Origin of the sequence: Photobacterium sp. BZF1 (assembly GCF_014349205.1) — a bacterium.
Taxonomy (GTDB): Bacteria; Pseudomonadota; Gammaproteobacteria; order Enterobacterales; family Vibrionaceae; genus Photobacterium.
This window is the reverse complement of sequence record NZ_JACSOF010000020.1, coordinates 39,124-57,240: the sequence shown is the minus strand read 5'-3', so window position 1 is coordinate 57,240 and position 18,117 is coordinate 39,124. Positions and strand designations below refer to the sequence as shown.

The window sequence follows — 18,117 nt, the reverse complement described above, 5'->3', positions numbered from 1 at the left end:
TAGGGATTTGAACCCTAGATACGCTATTAACGTATGCCGGTTTTCAAGACCGGTGCTTTCAACCACTCAGCCATCTCTCCGTAAGTGCGGCGTATAATACGGGCTGATTCGGCTGTTGTAAAGGGCTTTTCACGCCCATAACAATCGAACGGGCAACAAAGCCGCACCTCGTTCAAACACCCAGCAATTAGTTGTAGGCGCGAGCAAATTTACCTGTTGATGAAGCCTGGTAAGTACCAGCATTTGCAGGGATAAAGACAGACTCACCCTTATTGATAGTCACTGTTTCACCCTCTTCATGGCTCAACGTCAATGGCGCATCAACAGCAAATAGGATTTCAGCACTGTCAGTTGTCAGCGCTTGATTTTCCACTTGCTGGTAAACGCTGAACTTGAAGTCTGGCACTGGGATTGGGTAGTGCTCTGCACCATTTTCAACTTTCGGTGCCATCAATAGCGAATCGAAAGGAATTGGCTGGCAGGTAGTACACGCAACCAGCTCAAGCACGTCCATATACTTAGGTGTCAGGCCGGCACGCAGTACATTGTCAGAGTTCGCCATGATCTCAAGGCCCGTTCCCTTGATATATGCATGTGGGGTACAGGCATACAGGAACATAGCTTCACCTGGCTGCAAGGTCAGCGTGTTTAGCATCAGTGGAGCAAACAAGCCGATGTCGCCCGGGTACTGCTCTGCCAAGTCCAGAATCAGTGCAAACAGCTCTTGCTCTTTATTTGCTTCGGCATAAGCCAGTAGCTTGGCAACAGAAGTTTCTTTGACTTCGCCGTCCAGTGACAGCATCGCTTCAAAGAACGTCTCTAGGCCCGCTTCATTCTGGTTTGCTTCAAGTGCATCAACCAAAGCGTTGATCTCAGCAATTTCCAGTTTACGGAAATTAGCCACAATCTCTGCAAACTCACGGAAACCGTTCATGGCCTGGTAAGGCGTCAAGGCATAAACCAGCTCAGGCTTATGGTTTGGATCTTTATAGTTGCGGTTACCGGCCGTACGCAAAATACCCAACTCTTCTTCTTTGGCAAAACCGGCTTCCGCCTGGGCTTTGCTTGGGTGAACCTGGATAGACAAGGCTTTCTCAGCAGCTAGCACCTTGAAAAGATAAGGTAGCTCACCAAATGTCTCGGCAGTTTGCGCTCCTACTAAAGTCGCTTTATCCGCATCAATAAACTCTGACAGCAGAGTTGGCTTACCATCAACGTCAATTTGCGAACAACCATTTTGGTGTGCACCCATCCAGATTTCAGCCTGAGGCTTACTTTCCGGGTTTTCAATACCAAACAACTGACCAATCGAGGTTGTGCTGCCCCATGCATAATCTTGAATCACGTTATGCATACGATAAAAACGAGGGGAAGTAGACATAGCTTTCCTTATTTCTAATGCAGATTTCATTAAAGCCCGTAGCAAAAGGCTGGGACTCTGATGAAATTCGACTAGCTTGCCGCGCTCTGTTCATTCCAGCAGCGCATACTACCAAAATACACAAGCAAAGAGAGGCTTTTCATTACTTTTCGTCAATTCTTCATGGTTAATCATGCAAACCAACATCAGACATACAGAACAAGTCACCTCATGAGCCTTATGCCAAAAAGCTCCCTCAGACAAGGGAGCTTCAAGGACACGGTAACTCAGGCTTTACCGTATAGCGCTATTGCTAGCAGGGGGAATTAAGCAACAGCGGTTTGCTGTGTTTTGCCCTGACGCATCTTTTTCAGTGATACTGCAACGAGTGCTGTAACAACCGCACCTGCAGCCATACATGCTAGTGCTAGAACAGGTTTGTTCATCGCGCCAAGTAGCGCCACAACAGGGCCACCGTGAGCAACACTGTTTGTGATACCGAACGAGAAGGCCATAACTGCTGCAACCATTGAACCTAGCACGTTGGCAGGAATGACAGACATTGGATCCTGTGCTGCGAATGGGATCGCACCTTCAGAGATACCCACCAAGCCCATTGCGCCAGATGCTTTACCGGCTTCAATTTCAGACTCTTCGAAGATATTGAATTTACGACCAATCACTGTTGCTAGTGCCATACCCAGTGGAGCGACAGGGATAGCACACGCCATCGCACCCATAAATTGAGTCTGGCCGCTGGCAATCATGCCGACCGAGAACAGGAAGGCAACCTTGTTGAATGGACCACCCATATCGAAGCCGGCCATGCCACCCAAGACGATACCTAGCAATACAACGTTACCGGTACTCATGCTGGTAAGTAGCGCATTCAAACCATCCATCAAGCTCGCAATCGGTGCACCGATAACGAAGATGAACAAGCTCGAGATAAACAAACTACCGGTAATTGGCGCAATCATAATAGGCACAAGCGGCTGAATAAACTTGTGGTAATTACGAGTAACGATAAATTTAACGAAGTAACCCACCAACAGGCCGGCAACGATAGCACCGATGAAACCGGTCCCCGCCTCTGCACCGTAGAATGAGCCATTGTTGGCAATCCAACCACCGATCAAACCCGGGGCAAGCGCGGGACGGTCAGCAATCGCGTAGGCGATATAACCGGCCAGAATAGGGATCATCAATGTGAATGCAACGACACCAACATCCAGTACCTTGTTCCACATACTGCCATCAGGAATCGCCATACCTGCTTCTGTAGGCTGACCACCAATTGCCAATGCCAGGGCAATCAACAAACCACCGGTAACAACAAACGGGATCATGTGTGATACACCGTTCATCAGGTAGCGGTAGAGATCCGAACGGGCCTGGGTCACTTTGCTTTCTTTCTCGGCTGGCGCATCATCGCCAGACGCTTGGTATTGAGGCGCAGCCAAAGCTTGGCCAATCAAGCCTTGGGCGTCTTTGATTGGGGCCTTAACACCAGTCTTAATCAAACGCTTGCCAGCAAAACGGGTCATGTCCACCTGCTTGTCACAGCTGACAATAATTGCTTCGGCACGCTCGATATCTTCGGCTGTTGGGCTATTTTTCACCCCGATAGAACCGTTGGTTTCAACTTTGATTTCGTAACCCATTGCTTTCGCGCCTTTCTCTAGCGCTTCTGCTGCAAGGTAAGTATGCGCAACGCCAGCAGGACAACCGGTTACGCCAATAAGGAAACCATTTTCAGCTGCTGGTGCCTCTGCAGCTTCTGTTTTTTCCAGCAGTAAGGCAAGGGCATCTTTTTCAGATTTTGCTGCAAGGAAGGCATCAATAAAGCCGTCCTCAATCAACTTGGAAGACAGCTCTGCCAACACTTCAATATGATGGTTGGCACCACCGTCCGGAGAGGCAATCATGAAGAACAGCTTTGAAGGTAGACCGTCTTCGGCACCGTATTCAATACCACTGCGGCTGATACCGATAGCGACAGCCGGCTCGCACACGGCGGCACTCTTTGCATGAGGCAGGGCAACGCCCTCTTCAAAACCGGTATTGCCCAGCTCTTCGCGGGCATGGATGTCGGCCAAAAACTGCTGCTTGTCGCTGACTCGACCCTGCGCGTGCAGGATGTCGATCATTTCAACAAACACCTCTTCTTTCGTCGTTGCCTTAAGGTTCAGGCAAATCAACTGCTCATTAATCAGATTGGTGATCATGAGTGTTCCCCCTTTGATTATTTATATCGGCATACTGTTTGCCGTTGGGGATATTTTCGGCTTTTTAGCACACCTCTTATAGTGTACCAGAGGGGCATTTACTGGATATTTGTAACACCAGCATTGTTGTGTGATCGGACTCTCATACTGACAGCCTTAATTAAAGACAGCTTAAAACAGCATTTAACCATTAATAATCAATTACATAAAAGCAAAACAACAACTATAAATCCTGCATATATAAAATCAAAAATGAATAATAGCTAGATTTAAGTAACACGATTTTTCACCCTAGCACAGTGGATTTTAGTGATCCGCTTCACGATATCTGACCAAGTACAAGGACAATAGAGGCAAGCTCAAAAGATAATAGCCATTACGCAATCACTTCTGCCAAGGCCAATTTGTACTATGAGCCAAGTCTTCCACCAGCTACTAGAGACCCTGCTTGCCGAACGGGAGCATTTCAACCGCATTTGGTTTGCTGGCGATCATGTCACCCCACCACCATTTAGCTACCAGGTTAACTTTCCCCGGTTGGAAATGGTGATCAGTGGCGAGTACCTCAACGAGTTGGAAGATCCGGATCATGGTATTTCTGAAGTGAAGATCATGGCCGGAGATGCGCTGTATATTCCACCCAATAGCTGGAACAAACCCAATTGGGATACCGACTGCTCGGTGCTGAGCCTGCTGTTTGGCAAGCGCCAGCTTGGATTCAGCCTAGTCAGTAAATCCAAGGGGCAAGCGAGTTTCTACGATGTGCAAAAACACAGTATCCAGACCCGAACGGGTTTCGCCATAGACCACATACTTGCGGCATTAAATGCACTAGCCAAAGAGCCTCTGCAAAAACCGATGGATGAACATCTACTGCAAGCCTTAATGAGCTATTGCCAGCAAATGCTAGCGGCCCCGAGCAGTACCAATAAAAAACGCAGTGAAGATCTCTACCAAGGGATTTGTATCTATATCCAGGAGAATTTCCACCGCCCTATCACCCGCGACTCCATCGCCAAGCGATTCAATATCACGCCCAACCATCTATCGCGGCTGTTTCGCCAACAGGGGCATATGCGTATGGCTGATTACATCACCTGGGTGAGGATTGAGCGGGCAAAGTTCATGTTGAAAAAATACACCTTCCGTTTGAGCGAAGTAGCGACCCGTTGTGGTTTTCAGGACGTGAACTACTTCTACCGGGTATTCAAGAATAAAACGGGGATGACCCCGTCAGATTACCGGGGCAGGGATTAGAGTGGCACCTAGCTCAAGGGTCACTAAAGCACCAGCTTACCGGAAAGGAAGTGACAAGCTGTCGAGGACGACAGCACGCAGCACCTCTGGGCGCGCTTCCTCCGTTAGCAACTGGCAAAAATCAGGCTCCAGCAACCGTTTGGAGAATGACGAAAAGGCGATCAAATGCTCCCGCTGAGGAGGAGCTGGAAGCGCCAAACCGACAACACAGGTCACCGGGCCTCGTTTTGAACCCCAATCCAGCGGCCGCTCCAACGGCGCAATCACCAAGGTAGGTATGTCGACATCAGGGGTAAGTATATGTGGCAGAGCGACACCGTTTCCCATCGCCGTCGACGATACCGCTTCCCTCGCCTGCATTTGCTCGAATAACCGGTTGGCTTTGGTAGGTTGATTAGGCGAACACTGGCGGCAAATCTCGGTTAACACGTCTGATTTTTCAAAGTTACTGACCGATAACTGGGAAAGCGGGGGCAAAAAGCTCAGCTCGTAATCAAACGGTAGGGTGATACAACCGGTTCCCTCACGCTGGCTAATGTGGCGATGGCCGGTACAAATCAAGTGGCAATGCTCAGAGACAAAGTCGGTCAGCACCATACAAGCCAGTTCGGCATCTGAACCTTCAATCATCAACTGGCACAGGTCGCCCGGCATCGAACCCAGGCTCATCATCCGCATCGCCTGCTCGGCATTGGCCATTTTAAGCTGGGAGACATTATGTATCACCACTACCGAACGGAAAAAGCTCGCCAATGTTTTTAACCGGTTGAGCTTCCAGGCAGGTAGCCCCTCAGCATCGAGGGTAAAGGTGATACGGCGTTCAATCATAAGTTGTTTGAGTCTTTCATTATCTCGCAGGGTTGGGGGGATTACAGTTCTTTGCAGCGGTTGATCACCCCAACCGGGTCGGTCAACACCTCTTCGATTGTCACACAGTGGATCTTGCTGCCGGTAAATCGGGCCCGGTGTTCGATTTCGATATCCGAAGCAATCAGGACCACATCGGCCCGGCCGATATCCTGAAAACTCAGTTGGTTCTCGATTCCCATCGCACCTTGAGTCTCGACCATCATTTGTACTCCCAACTGCTGGGCAGCTTTGGTCAGTTCAGATGCAGCCATGTACGTATGGGCAATCCCTGTAGGGCAAGCGGTGACAGCAACAATTTTCATGGGTATTACGTCTCTTTATATTTCTCTTTTATGCCTGCTTTGTACCGTTTTCACCGCTAATAATCTAGCTAGAGAGAGAAGATTGGTTCAAATTTCAAAACAGAACTTGATCTACCCCAGCAATCAACCCGCCTTTCACACGGCCTTTCAATCTATACCCCTAGCCAGACCGCCTTGGTTCCTGATAAAATCCGCCTCCAACAGAAATCCCAAATATCTAAAAGAGAGTGATTCCTATGGGACGCAGTTTCGAAGTCCGTAAAGCCTCTATGGCAAAAACACAGGGCGCAAAAATCAAAGTTTATTCAAAGTACGGTAAAGAAATTTACGTAAGTGCGAAAAACGGTGGTATTGATCCTGATAGCAACCTTTCCCTGAAACGCCTAATTGAAAAAGCGAAAAAAGATCAGGTTCCAAGCCATGTTATCGAGAAAGCGATCGACAAGGCGAAAGGTGGCGGCGGTGAAGATTTCGCAACTGCACGCTATGAAGGTTTCGGTCCAGGTAACACCATGGTGATCGTTGACTGTCTAACAGACAACAACAACCGTACGTTCATGGACGTTCGTCAGGCGTTCGTTAAGAACGGTGCGAAAATCGGCTCTCCTGGTACCACTGCACACATGTTCGAGCACCAAGCTGTATTCCAGTTCAAAGGTGACGACGAGGAAGTAGTACTTGAGAACCTAATGATGGAAGATGCCGATGTATCTGACATCGAGTGCGAAGACGGCGTAATCACTGTATTTGCCCCTCACACTGAGTTCTTCAAGGTGAAAAACGCACTGGCTGCGACTATGCCAGAAGTAACACTAGACGTTGAAGAAATTTCTTTCGTACCTCAAACCATGACTGAAGTTGCTGGTGAAGACGTTGCGAAATTCGAGAAATTCCTTGATGCGCTAAACGATTGTGATGACGTGCAGAACGTTTACCACAACGCAGAAATCGCTGAATAATAGCGAAATCTCGAAAAATCAGCCGGCATTGCCGGCTGTTTTTTTATCTGCGTTTTTTCTCTAGCACTATCAATACTTCAGCTGGCCATAGCTGTTGAATGCCGAGCGGCTGGCAACGGTCAGGGTCGTCGTCACAGACAACGTGGCTGAGATAAAAATTGCCACCATAATCACCAACTGGTATTTCACCGCCAACAAAGGCTCGGTACCACCGAGGATCTGACCTGTCATCATTCCCGGCAAGCTGACTATTCCCAATGTCGTCATTGACGCCAATTGTGGTGCCAAGGCGGCTTTGACTGCCGTGCGAATAAATGGCTGCTCTGGCTTAGGGGCCCCCATCGCCAGATAAAACTGATATTCGTCCTGCTTGTCTTTCAAGCTGCTATACCAACGCTCCAATGCCAATACATTCGCTGCGAGGCAATTTCCCAACAACATACCCGCAACCGGGATCAAATATTGCGCCTGCCACCACGGCTCAGCCTGGATCACTCCCGCCAATAACAAGGGCAACACCACCAACAGCGCAACCATATGACCACTCAACACAGCGGGTAAAACAGATTTAGGCGGTACGCCTGCCCGGCGGCAGATACTAAACCCGGCGACTATGACCATCACCGACAACCACAAGGTGTTGAGCCATGGGTTCTGAAAAGCAAATAGCGTTTGTAAGTAAATGCCTACTATCGACAACTGTACTGTCATTCTGAGCACAGCCGACACCAAGGTCTTGCTGAGGCCAAACCCCCAACGGTGGAACAAACCTAGGGGAATAAGAAAGAGTAGATAAAACCCTCCCAGTGCCCAGTTACTGATCACCAGAGTATCACTCATTACTCCCTCCCATCATGTGCTGCAGCTGTGCCGAGTTAACCCATACAGGGTCGTGAGAAACAGATATCACGGTGAAGGACTGCTTGGTGAGCAGTGAAATGACGTTATCCCTGCTGGCAGGATCTAATGCCGAAGTTGGTTCGTCCATCAACCACAGAGAACGCTCCATCAACAGCGCACGGGCAATCCCTAAGCGTTGCTTCTCGCCGCCTGAGAGTTTGTGAGTTAGTTGCTCGAGAGAATGAGTGATTCCCAGTGTGGCCAAAACCTGCTGACATTTCTGATCTGAAGGGACAGGAAGCGAGCTGGCCTTTAAATACCAGGGCAGCAATAGTGCCTTCAATATCGTTTCTCCGCCCATGACAGCTTGTTGGGGTAAATAGCACAGCTGCTGACGCCACCAAGTTAGGTTTTGCTCTTTAATCGAGGTTTGTTGCCAGCGAATAGATCCAACAGATGCAGGGCGTAAACCTGCAATGACCTGCAACAAGGTTGATTTTCCGCAACCAGAAGGACCACTGATTGCCAAATGTTGCCCGGGCTGAAGGCTCACTGTCAAATGCGAGGCCTGATCGGCTTCAAAGCCAGAACCTAGCCGCTCGGCGCTGAATATTTCTGTACGTTGTTCTGTCATACACTACTCCAATCGTACAGAGATTTTACTTCTCCACCTACTATGATTCAAACCGTTGGTAATCATCAGAAACATTAGTTTAATTAATAACACCCCCAAGCTACTTCAAGATGCAGGTTCAGCGAGAAATTATAAGCTTCTAGACAAGACTTTGTTGTAAATGCACTGACAACCCTCTGAACCCTGCACTTTGAGGTGGTTTGGGTACATTACCGATTAACAGACTGAAATAACCGTCAGTGATGTGTAAATTCCGTTGCCTTGGATGCCCTAAATACCCTTTTCATGGTATGGTTGCCACTGCTAATAAAACAACATCCAAAATGGCGCGCAGCTGATTTTGCTGTGCTTTTTTCCTTTTGTCTTTCGCCTTCTTGCAATCATTATGCGCCCAGAAAATAACAAACATGCTGCGAACGAGCAGCCCACGTCGCCAGACGCATCAAACAGCAATGCATCAGCCGGAAGCAAGGCTGCTGCGACAGCGACAAAAACGGTCAAGTCACCCCTGAAGAAAATCACCAAGTGGGTAGGTCTTGGCCTGCTAACGCCTACTGCCATTATCACTGCCGCACTTGCCGTCGGCGTTAAGGTTGACCTCACCCCATACCGAGACGATATCAACCAGTGGCTAACCACCAACATGGAGCGCGAAACCCGTATTGATGGGGAGATGGGGTTGGTGCTGTCATTCCGCCCCGAAGTACACCTTGAAGGGGTACACATTGACAACATTGAAGCCTTCAACTGGCAGCCAATGCTGACCTCAGGCAAGATTAATGCAAAGGTCGCCGTGCTACCGCTGTTAAAAGGTACTTTGGCTGTTGATTATCTTGAGCTAGAAAATATCAACCTACACCTTGCCAAAGCCCATGATGGTCAGGCGAACTGGTTACTCGGCCCTCAAGATAACACTGCCAACTCAAATGATGACTCAGCAGCAGACAGCTCATCTGCTGGCGAGGGTTCATCGTTACAGTTAGCACTCACTGACCAAATCAGTGCCAGCAACCTCTCTGTTGTTTTCGAAGATCAAAGCCAAGGGCAATATTTCGACTGGTATCTGGACTCCCTGAACCTCAGCCAACCCGACGAACAATGGGAGTTTTTGGCTAGAGGGGCAATAATCGGCCAGCCTTATGATATCCAGCTAACTGGCGATCTGGAGCAACTGTTCAACCAGCAAACCGGCAAAGTCAAAGCCAAGGGCTCTTTCGCCGGAGCCGAGCTGAATATCGAAGCCGATGCCGCTGATATTGTCAACGCCGATATCAACCTGCAATGGCAGGATACCGGCCCCATTGAAGCGCTTTTCGGCCTAGATGTTAAACACGTAGCCCCACTAACTATTTCCACCCACGTTAGTGCGGCGGCCAATAACATCAAGGTCAGTGATCTAATTATCGACAGTCCGATCACCCACGGCGCTGGCTACCTTGATATCGAACTCGGCGATCACAACGTTATCGATGGTGAACTGAACATCCCATTGATAGACCTACGCCCTTGGTTGCAGCCAGAACCACAGCCTATGATGCGCGCCTTTTCCGCTGCCCCCCAACAGTCTCCGCTGCAGCGCGCGCTTGAACAATGGTTGGAAAAAACAACAACCCGTGTCGATCTCTCGATTGACGAAATAAAAGGGCTTGGTACCCCGGTTGAAAATCTCTCCTTGTCGGTCAATGGCAAGGCAGGTGTGCTATCTGCACCCATGACCGCTGACATTGCCGAAGTCCCTTTCCGTGGCCAAGCCTCCCTTGATGCCACGGGTTGGGTTTCTAACCTGGATATCCGCTTGGGTGCCGAGCAATCACCCTTGGGAGAAATGGCCCGCTGGCTGACCGGTATGCCCTACTCCCGTGGTCACCTTGACCGTGCCGAACTTGCTGTTACCACCAACGGCACCAAACTAAGCGAATGGCTGGAGCGTGCCGAACTGTCCCTTGCTATCGACAAGGCTTTGGTTGAATGGGGCAGCGAAGCCAGCTTCAGTATTGACCAAGCCAGGCTCAACGCAGGTATTACCCGTCCGTTCCAGTCAGATATCCAAGGCCAACTAATGGGCATTCCGGCCCATGTCAAAGCCGAAGCCGGAACCCTGCAAGATATCATGATGGGCCGTGACTGGCCGACAACGCTAACATTCGACTCCCCGGCAATATCGGTCGAAGCCAAAGGTTTACTGAAGCATACCCGCTGGGAAGAAGGCAGTTGGTTTGATCTCAAGGTCAATAGTGAAGATGCTAGCTTGCTTAACCCGTGGTTAGGGACCCAGACCAACATCTCCGGCACCATCAATATTGACGGTAAACTCAGCTATCACAATGGCTGGATAGATCTTGCCATGCCGGATCTGGCCCTATTGGAAAGTTACGGTGATGTCACCCTGCGCTGGCAACCTGACCAGCTGCGTCCCTTCCTAGTGATGGATGCGCAGTTCTCGCAGTTGGATTTCACCCAGTTCGGCCAGTTCATCAACGATGAAGAGCTACCGCAGGTCGAACAAACGGTACCAACCCAAGGGGTAAACCTCGATGTGCCGCTATTGGGAAGCGAGTTAATCATTGCCGATGCAGACCTTAACTTCCGGGCAGACAAACTGAAATGGGCAGACCAGCAGCTAGACAAGCTGTCTTTCAGCGGTAAAGTCCGTGACGGCCAAATGAGCAAAGCACCGATCAGCGCAAGTTTTGCCGGCAGCACCTATCAGGGTGATTTGAGTTTGGGTGTGAATGCCGCCAATATCGAAGCCAACCTCAACCTTGCAGTGAATCAGCCGGATATCGGCACCATCCTGAGTCGATTCGATGTGACCGATGACTTTGATATGCAGCTCGATCGTGCCAAGCTTGCCGTCTCCCTGTCGGGTCGAACTATCTTGGAGCTTATGGAGCACACGGAAGTCGATGCAGCTCTGATAGGCGGTCAGGCCAATATTGCCGATAGCTACACCGGCAAAGCGCTCGCCGTTAAACTCGATCAAGGCCGGTTTGTGACAGGGCCGGATACCTCAACCCGCCTAACAATCAATGGTATGGCTGCTGGCAAAGCAGCCTCGTTCAAACTGTCATCGCTATCTCTCAAGGAAGCCAATGACGGCCGTTCAACGCTACCGGTCACATTGGCAGCCAATCTGGGCGACATGCGTTTCAATGCCAGTTCCAACCTGACACTGCCGATTGACCCGCAAGCGCTCAACCTCACCTTTGAGGCATTTACCCCGAACCTAGACCGGTTGGAGGCCTTCAGCGATATTGATTTGCCGCCTTACGGACCTATCACATTGACAGCAAGCCTGGCGATGGATACCAAGGGCTACCACCTCAATGATATGAAGGTACAGGTCAATGACAGCCAACTTAACGGTAAGGGCGCATGGTTCCCGCCACTCAAGGCTGACCAACTCCCGCGCCTTGAACTAGCATTCCGTGCGCCGTTTATCCAGCTTGATGACTTCAAAGTTGGTGACTGGCAAGCTTGGGAGAAAGAAAGCACCGAACAGGAAGCTAGCGACGAACAGCCAGGTGACGACACGCTAAATACTGCCCTGATCAGTACTGAAGGTCTAAACATGCTTAACGCCACCTTCTCGTTGGATGTCGATGAAGTTCGTTCAGGCAAAGACTGGTTAGGTGCAGGCCAATTGCATTGGGCGCTGGAAAACGGAGTTTTCACCCTCAAGCCGATGACGGTCCAACTGCCGGGCGGCAATATCGAGCTTGCAAGTGAAATCAAGGCCAAAGACGATATGTTCGATATCCAGCTCACGGGTAACGTCAAAAACTTCGATTACGGGATTTTGGCCCGCCGCTTGGCGCCGGAAAGCGGAATGCATGGCAATATTTCCACCCAGTTCAACCTGACCAGTTTGGCCAATTCACCAGATACCCTGATGAACAATGCCAATGGCTTCATCGGTTTTGCTGCCTGGCCGCAGGAGTTTGAATCAGACCTGATCGACCTTTGGGCAGTGAGCCTGACCGACGCGATCATTCCGAACTTCACCAACAATGATCCGTCTGTGCTCAACTGTGTCGCTGCGGGCTTGGATATCCGTCAAGGCACGATGAGCCAACGTGACTTGCTGCTTGATACTTCGCGCATCCAAGTCAACGGTCAGTTCGATGCCAGCTATGCCAACCGCGACTTTGCCCTGTACCTGAGACCACAATCAAAACGTGCCCAGATCTTCAGCTTGCAAACGCCAGTTGAAGTCTATGGCAAATTTGAGGACTTTGACTTCTCGGTACCGCTATCGGCAATTTTGGAAACTTCGGTACGCTTCACCACCAGCCCGGTAGTCTCGCCACTACGTTGGCTGGTAGAAAAACCGATTGCCCAAGATGGCAGCCAGCAATGTGAGTTGATCTGGCAGGGGCAGAGTTAGGAAAAGGGCTATGGGCTATGGGCTATGGGCTATGGGCTATGGGCTATGGGCTATGGGCTATGGGCTATGGGCTATGGGCTATGGGCTATGGGCTATTTAGCCTAGTGGCTTAAAAACAAGCCGCCAGCATGAGTGCTCATGCTGGCGGCTTTTCTTTTTGCTCAATCGCCTGAATTAATCACCCTGGCGGTAGCGCTGTTCGACCTCGTCCTGGGCTTCGAACTCATCAAATTCAACCGGCGTTATTTCATCCGAACTGAACTTGAGTGACGCAGGTGCCGAGTAGTTCGGTACGTTATCGTAGTTGAACACCGAGTAGTACTTGGCCAAGTTGGCATTACCAAACTTATCGAAGGTATAACCGTCTTTGCCGGCATACAGCTTGACACCATCGAATGGGGAACGTGGAGGATGGAAGCTGTTACGAACCACATAGGTCCCCACCCAGTCGCTGTCTTCTGGGTTATCCCACGTAAGTTTAACCATGCCACCCTCAAGGCTGGCCCGGAAGTTTTCCGGCGTCTCAAGCGGCTGTTTGCGACGCTCGATATACTCCACCACCAGTTGGGTCGACATGGTGCCGTCGTTCGAGTCCGTCTTCCACTCAACCACTGCATCATGCTGGCGGGAAGCCGAGGTTGCCTTGATGACCAGCTTTACAGCCCGGTTCTGATCATAGCAATCTTCAAGGTATTGCCGGGCTGAACTGTCGAACATAAACGTCTGGCGGGCAGTTTTGGCTAACCCTTCGCTACTGACTTCGTAGCCAATAAACTCTATCGGCTCACTCGTGGTCAGTTGTTCAAAATCAGGCTCATCAACATCCACCATCTCGACAAGGAAGCGCATTGGCTGGTTGATCCCCGTCAGTGATGCACTTTCCAGCACAAAGTAGGCATCTGTAAACACCACATCACTTTGCTCTGACATCCTCGGTAGGGTGAAGTCCACCACGCCGAAAATGCGCTCACCGTTGGCATCATAGCCGCTCTGCAGCTTACTCGCCTCAACTGCGCCGGCTTTGACTGTATGGCAGGCACTGGCCCCAACCGCCAACTGGTAAGGCTTGCGCTGATAAATCAAATCCAGATTCGGGCGATAATGGATTCCGCCACCGAAGCGGCCATAACCGATATCAAACTGCATCATCTGCGAGTCATTGCCCATCGGCAAGCTCACCGGTCCCTGCAACCTAAGTAACAAACGTCCCTTCTCAAGCTGCTGCTCAATCAGCTCTTTCTCCATTGCGCTGAAATGCCAGCTTTTCCAAATCCCCTGGGTCAGCTGATCGGAGTCGATGGCATCACCCAGCGTTTGGATTGGCGTCGCGTTGTGGATCTGCTCGAAATCGGTAATATCGCTGATATCGTCCGGGTCGAGGATCGACACCGACCATTCCCCGTAGTTTTCAATTTTCGCCCCGACACGATTCATCGGATAAAGCGAGAACAGTGCGTCTTTGATCTTGGCATCAGCCGGCAACCGGCTCATGTCATAATCAATCACCCCGTAGCAGATCCCTTTGGTTTTATTGACTCCAATAAACAGCGAGTTATGGCCAAAGTGTTCGGCATTATTGCCTCGGGTCAGCTCCCCGACATAACCGATTTTTTCCGGACTCGGGAACAAGGTAAACGAGAACTCATCACGCTCCAGCAAGGTTTTGATTTTAAGCTCAGGGGCAAACGGGGATTTAATCCGCGTTACCCGGTTTACCTTGCGCAAATTATAAAAATACCGCCGGCCAGATTTGAGCTGCTTGTCGGTGTAGCGTAACTGCGAGGTGATTGCGATCAGGTTATCGCGGGTGCAAGGTGCTTTTGGCGTTTCACTGCGGTAGATCTGGTAATAACAACCTTCATCCTCAGCACCGGACTCCCAAACCAATTCAATGGTATTGGCTGTGATTTCCTTGGTCGAGAAACTCTCCGGACGGCTTGGTGCAAGCTTCGAATAATCAATTGTCGTCCGCAAAGCATAAAGCAGCGCGGGAATGTTTTCATCGACACTCTGGGACATATTGATCAGGTAATCCGGTATGTTCCGGCTCCCCACCTCGACCACGGTCGACAAGATACCACGATCGTAATAATACTCTCGCCCACTACCGTGGATAAGGTTAGCGGGCGGCTTACCGCGATGAATCCCATACTGGCGATTGGTAACCTTGTAGATCTCCCGAGCCATATTGGCGCAGAGGATATTCAAGTCAGTCCCTTCAATTTCAGCTTCGTGGTTGAACTTGTGGGCAGGGAAAAACACATTGCCTTGCGAGTGGTAATCCAGCGCCACACAGATATTGTCACGGCTTTCCACAAACTGTTTGATCGCTTGTGTTTCCGGCTCGGAAAACGGCCCCGGACCACCGTAGATATTCGAATTGGTCTGGGTCGACTGGCGGAAGTTGATACCGAAGTTACGATTAAGATCGACCCCGAAAGTACCGTCGCCGTTATCCCTGCGGTTTTTGCGCCAGAATGAAAAATGCTTACGGGAGTATTCGAAACCATCAGGGTTAAGGCAAGGCACCATATATAAGGTATTACGGGTCAGTGCCTCTACCACATCAGGGTTGGACGGGTAGTTGTCCAGCAAATACTGGACAAAGCTCACCGCCAACTCAATACCAATCCACTCTCTGGCATGAATGGTGCCAGTATAGAGCAGAGCCGGTTTGAGATCGGCATAGGCCACATCCTGCGATATGGTGACCATCATGATGGGCCGCCCTTCATGGGTATCGCCAATACTCTGCAAGCGGATCAAATCCGGGTATTTCGCCATTGCCTCTTCCAGGAAGTCCATCATGTCCCGGTAAGAGATATATTGTTTTTTCATTCAACCGCCTCTTCGTAGCGATACTGGTGTTCTGCACAATACTCACGCCATGCATCCATGATTATGGCCAACTTCTTGTGCTTGAGGTTTCTGAACTGCAACAGGATTTCTGGTTGATGATTGAGAACCCGAACGGCCTCAACCGCGCCAAGGGTGGTGACGATATCACCGGCCAAGGTTTTGCCGACGCTCTTCACCTGAAGGAAAAACGCGAGCAACTCTTCTTCGCTCAACGGTTTGCTATCAGCGGCTACTTCTTGCTCGGGGGCAATGGCCACCTCTTGTTGCTGCTCAACGCCGGTATCAAGCTCCTGCTCCATACCAGGACTGGCTTTCGCAACTGGCTCACTACCTGCAGCAATGACTTTATAAGGCGTATTACCCTGGAAATTCCATGCTTCACTCGGCCACTCTTCTTCGCGCTGGTAACTCGTCTCAATCAGGCGATAGCGATCATCTTCCGGTGCATATTCTCCGGTATCGGTCGAGTAGTCTGCCTGGCCGAAACTGATATAACGCATGGTACGAAGAAGGGATGAATCGATTTTGCCGATTTCTTCCCAGTTACGATGGGCAAAATACGGTTTACGGAAGTCTTGTGGTGCCAACAGCCACATCAAGTACTGGCCAATCCAGTCACGGATATATGGGAAGGCGGCAAAAGCAGTCGCACACTCCAAAATGGTGTAGTCATCATCCATGCTCACCGCAATATCACACGCCCAGTACTCGGCATTGGCCGCCTTGGAAGCTTTCACCGCCAACTCAAGCACACCATCTGGTACTGCTTGGTAATCCATACTGCCGCCTTGGCTGGTGTTGGTTAACCACTCACCCTCCGGCGGACGACGCCAGAACGCACAGACAGGTTGGTGCCCCACCAACATCACCCGAATATCAGCCTTCATCGGCACAAAGTCTTGGATATAGGCGGGGTAATAGCGTTTTTCCGAGAATAGGCGCAGGGCCTCTTCGACATCATCAACCTTATGAACGAAATAGCCACCGTAGTTGGAAGGGCCATATGAGCGCTTGACGATTTTCGGGTAATCCGTGCTGGTCAGGAAGGCCAATGCCTCTTCGACTTCATAAAAAATACGGGTGCGCGGGATAGGCAAATCGTATTTCTCACAGAAGTGAGTCACGTTTTCTTTTGATTTATTGCTGAACTGGCTATCGAGTGACGGCAAGAAACGAACATCTGGCAACTCACGGGCGATTTCACGGAACGTCTCGTAAGCGGTAGCCGGAATATTGCCGATCAATACATCAATTTTCTTACGTTTGACCTCAGCAACAAACCGGTCTTTGTCATTACCCCAATGGTAAGTGACCTGTTCGATCTTATCCGGCCATCCCTTGAAGTTAGAGCGGTTAAAGAAGCGCAGTACATGATCTAGGTACAACAGGCCGATTTTTGGACGAGTCTGGTTCAGGGTGTTCATACTGCAGCTTCCTCGGTAAGCAAGTTAGGTTTGATAAGCGCTTCTGAAAGTGAAGGGATGAAGCCTTTGGCAGGCTCTTTGGTATCTTGGGTAACGGTGCGGTCTATTAGATCGACTAAGTATTCAATCTTGGTGTCATTGAAATCGAGTCCGAACGCCTCTTGATCAGGGGTAGCAAACGCAGGGATACCGTTGACTTCAATAACGACATAGCGCTGATGCTCAACGTCATAGATAATATCAACACCAGCTACTTCCAAACCTGTCACCTTCGCGGCTTTCAGTGCCAGTTCGATCACTTCAGGAACAGGTTCGCGTTTAATCACGCTGCCGCCACTGGTGACATTGGTCTTCCAACTACCCGGAGCCGCTTTACGGCCATAACAGGCGACATATTTGTTATCGACAATATCAATACGGTAATCAGAAAAGTCATTCTCGATAACCCGCTCGATATAGAACTGCGGCGCTTGTTGGTGGTTGATAAACGGCATAAGCAGTTCGAGATCGCGCTCGCTCTCCAACTTGATGATGCCATTGCCGCCCCAACCATCGACCGGCTTGCAGATTGCCTTGCCACCCCAGAACTGCATGTGGGCCCGGACCTGCTCCAAGTTGTGTTTATTACAAATCACATAGTCGGTCGTTGTGATGCCGTTGGTCTTCAACACATGAGCAGTACGGAATTTATCTTCCGTCAACGCAAAGGATTCATAGTTGTTGATCATCGGCATCATCGAGTTGAGTACCTGATAGAGGTACACCTGATACGGCGTCTGCTGACCCGCGTTATAAGAGAAAAACAGGTCGAGTTCGTTAAGTTGTTGCCCATTACATACAATATTGCCGTCAAATGCGGTTGCGTACGCCAAATTCAGCCCAATTAAGGCATCAATTTCCCGCTCTCGCAATTTAGTGACGATTTTTTGTTCTATTTCTTTGCCTCCACAGTTTTCATACATCCATAAACCGACCCGACGCCTTGCCATGTGTCACT

12 protein-coding genes are annotated in these 18,117 nt (G+C 50.1%); 3 read left to right on the top strand and 9 right to left on the bottom strand.

Features of this window, described 5'->3' with window-relative positions:
• Positions 1 to 187: 187 nt before the first annotated feature.
• Complete coding sequence (manA, locus tag BIZ37_RS06550; RefSeq protein ID WP_187460809.1) at positions 188 to 1,381, bottom strand: mannose-6-phosphate isomerase, class I; 1,194 nt, start codon at positions 1,379 to 1,381, stop codon at positions 188 to 190.
• A gap of 305 nt (positions 1,382 to 1,686) precedes the next feature.
• Positions 1,687 to 3,588, bottom strand: coding sequence for a fructose-specific PTS transporter subunit EIIC (locus BIZ37_RS06545; protein WP_187460808.1), 1,902 nt, complete (start codon positions 3,586 to 3,588; stop codon positions 1,687 to 1,689).
• A 411-nt stretch (positions 3,589 to 3,999) separates the two neighbouring features.
• On the opposite strand from BIZ37_RS06545, the gene BIZ37_RS06540 reads away from it, so the two are divergent.
• On the top strand, positions 4,000 to 4,845 hold the full coding sequence (locus tag BIZ37_RS06540) for an AraC family transcriptional regulator (protein ID WP_187460807.1): 846 nt from the start codon (positions 4,000 to 4,002) through the stop codon (positions 4,843 to 4,845).
• 36 nt (positions 4,846 to 4,881) lie between these two features.
• On the opposite strand, the gene BIZ37_RS06535 is transcribed toward BIZ37_RS06540, so the two are convergent.
• Both BIZ37_RS06535 and BIZ37_RS06530 read right to left on the bottom strand, forming a co-directional pair.
• A complete protein-coding gene (locus BIZ37_RS06535) occupies positions 4,882 to 5,673 on the bottom strand; it encodes a PTS sugar transporter subunit IIA (protein ID WP_187460806.1) in 792 nt (263 codons plus the stop codon).
• A gap of 41 nt (positions 5,674 to 5,714) precedes the next feature.
• Positions 5,715 to 6,017, bottom strand: a complete 303-nt coding sequence (locus tag BIZ37_RS06530) for a PTS fructose transporter subunit IIB (protein ID WP_107297288.1) — start codon at positions 6,015 to 6,017, stop codon at positions 5,715 to 5,717.
• A 236-nt stretch (positions 6,018 to 6,253) separates the two neighbouring features.
• Here BIZ37_RS06530 and BIZ37_RS06525 point away from each other — a divergent pair, with 236 nt between their 5' ends.
• Positions 6,254 to 6,976 (top strand): YebC/PmpR family DNA-binding transcriptional regulator, encoded by a 723-nt coding sequence (locus tag BIZ37_RS06525; RefSeq protein ID WP_107297290.1) that lies wholly within the window; start codon positions 6,254 to 6,256, stop codon positions 6,974 to 6,976.
• 69 nt (positions 6,977 to 7,045) lie between these two features.
• On the opposite strand, the gene BIZ37_RS06520 is transcribed toward BIZ37_RS06525, so the two are convergent.
• Positions 7,046 to 7,816, bottom strand: coding sequence for an ABC transporter permease (locus BIZ37_RS06520; RefSeq protein WP_187460805.1), 771 nt, complete (start codon positions 7,814 to 7,816; stop codon positions 7,046 to 7,048).
• The gene (locus BIZ37_RS06515; RefSeq protein WP_187460804.1) at positions 7,809 to 8,450 is read right to left on the bottom strand and encodes an ATP-binding cassette domain-containing protein; all 642 of its coding nucleotides are present in this window, start codon (positions 8,448 to 8,450) and stop codon (positions 7,809 to 7,811) included. Before BIZ37_RS06515 ends, BIZ37_RS06520 begins: the two co-directional genes overlap by 8 nt.
• A gap of 385 nt (positions 8,451 to 8,835) precedes the next feature.
• On the opposite strand from BIZ37_RS06515, the gene BIZ37_RS06510 reads away from it, so the two are divergent.
• Entirely contained in the window at positions 8,836 to 12,837 is a 4,002-nt protein-coding gene (locus tag BIZ37_RS06510) for an AsmA family protein (protein ID WP_187460803.1), read from the top strand.
• Positions 12,838 to 13,011: 174 nt separating this feature from the next.
• Here the strand turns inward: BIZ37_RS06510 and BIZ37_RS06505 are convergent, their stop codons facing one another.
• Genes BIZ37_RS06505 through BIZ37_RS06495 form a run of 3 tightly spaced genes read right to left on the bottom strand, consistent with a single transcriptional unit; the run spans position 13,012 to position 18,109 of the window.
• Positions 13,012 to 15,675: a M14 family zinc carboxypeptidase gene (locus tag BIZ37_RS06505; RefSeq protein WP_187460802.1), complete on the bottom strand. Its 2,664-nt coding sequence runs from the start codon at positions 15,673 to 15,675 to the stop codon at positions 13,012 to 13,014.
• On the bottom strand, positions 15,672 to 17,120 hold the full coding sequence (locus tag BIZ37_RS06500) for a RimK family alpha-L-glutamate ligase (RefSeq protein WP_187460801.1): 1,449 nt from the start codon (positions 17,118 to 17,120) through the stop codon (positions 15,672 to 15,674). Before BIZ37_RS06500 ends, BIZ37_RS06505 begins: the two co-directional genes overlap by 4 nt.
• Entirely contained in the window at positions 17,117 to 18,109 is a 993-nt protein-coding gene (locus BIZ37_RS06495) for a RimK family alpha-L-glutamate ligase (protein WP_187460800.1), read from the bottom strand. Before BIZ37_RS06495 ends, BIZ37_RS06500 begins: the two co-directional genes overlap by 4 nt.
• Positions 18,110 to 18,117 lie beyond the last annotated feature (8 nt).

Bases quoted from the DNA above. Each gene is read 5' to 3' on its own strand.
- manA (WP_187460809.1), bottom strand. From the start codon at position 1,381: ATGTCTACTTCCCCTCGTTTTTATCGTATGCATAACGTGATTCAAGAT.
- BIZ37_RS06545 (WP_187460808.1), bottom strand. From the start codon at position 3,588: ATGATCACCAATCTGATTAATGAGCAGTTGATTTGCCTGAACCTTAAG.
- BIZ37_RS06540 (WP_187460807.1), top strand. From the start codon at position 4,000: ATGAGCCAAGTCTTCCACCAGCTACTAGAGACCCTGCTTGCCGAACGG.
- BIZ37_RS06535 (WP_187460806.1), bottom strand. From the start codon at position 5,673: ATGATTGAACGCCGTATCACCTTTACCCTCGATGCTGAGGGGCTACCT.
- BIZ37_RS06530 (WP_107297288.1), bottom strand. From the start codon at position 6,017: ATGAAAATTGTTGCTGTCACCGCTTGCCCTACAGGGATTGCCCATACG.
- BIZ37_RS06525 (WP_107297290.1), top strand. From the start codon at position 6,254: ATGGGACGCAGTTTCGAAGTCCGTAAAGCCTCTATGGCAAAAACACAG.
- BIZ37_RS06520 (WP_187460805.1), bottom strand. From the start codon at position 7,816: ATGAGTGATACTCTGGTGATCAGTAACTGGGCACTGGGAGGGTTTTAT.
- BIZ37_RS06515 (WP_187460804.1), bottom strand. From the start codon at position 8,450: ATGACAGAACAACGTACAGAAATATTCAGCGCCGAGCGGCTAGGTTCT.
- BIZ37_RS06510 (WP_187460803.1), top strand. From the start codon at position 8,836: ATGCGCCCAGAAAATAACAAACATGCTGCGAACGAGCAGCCCACGTCG.
- BIZ37_RS06505 (WP_187460802.1), bottom strand. From the start codon at position 15,675: ATGAAAAAACAATATATCTCTTACCGGGACATGATGGACTTCCTGGAA.
- BIZ37_RS06500 (WP_187460801.1), bottom strand. From the start codon at position 17,120: ATGAACACCCTGAACCAGACTCGTCCAAAAATCGGCCTGTTGTACCTA.
- BIZ37_RS06495 (WP_187460800.1), bottom strand. From the start codon at position 18,109: ATGGCAAGGCGTCGGGTCGGTTTATGGATGTATGAAAACTGTGGAGGC.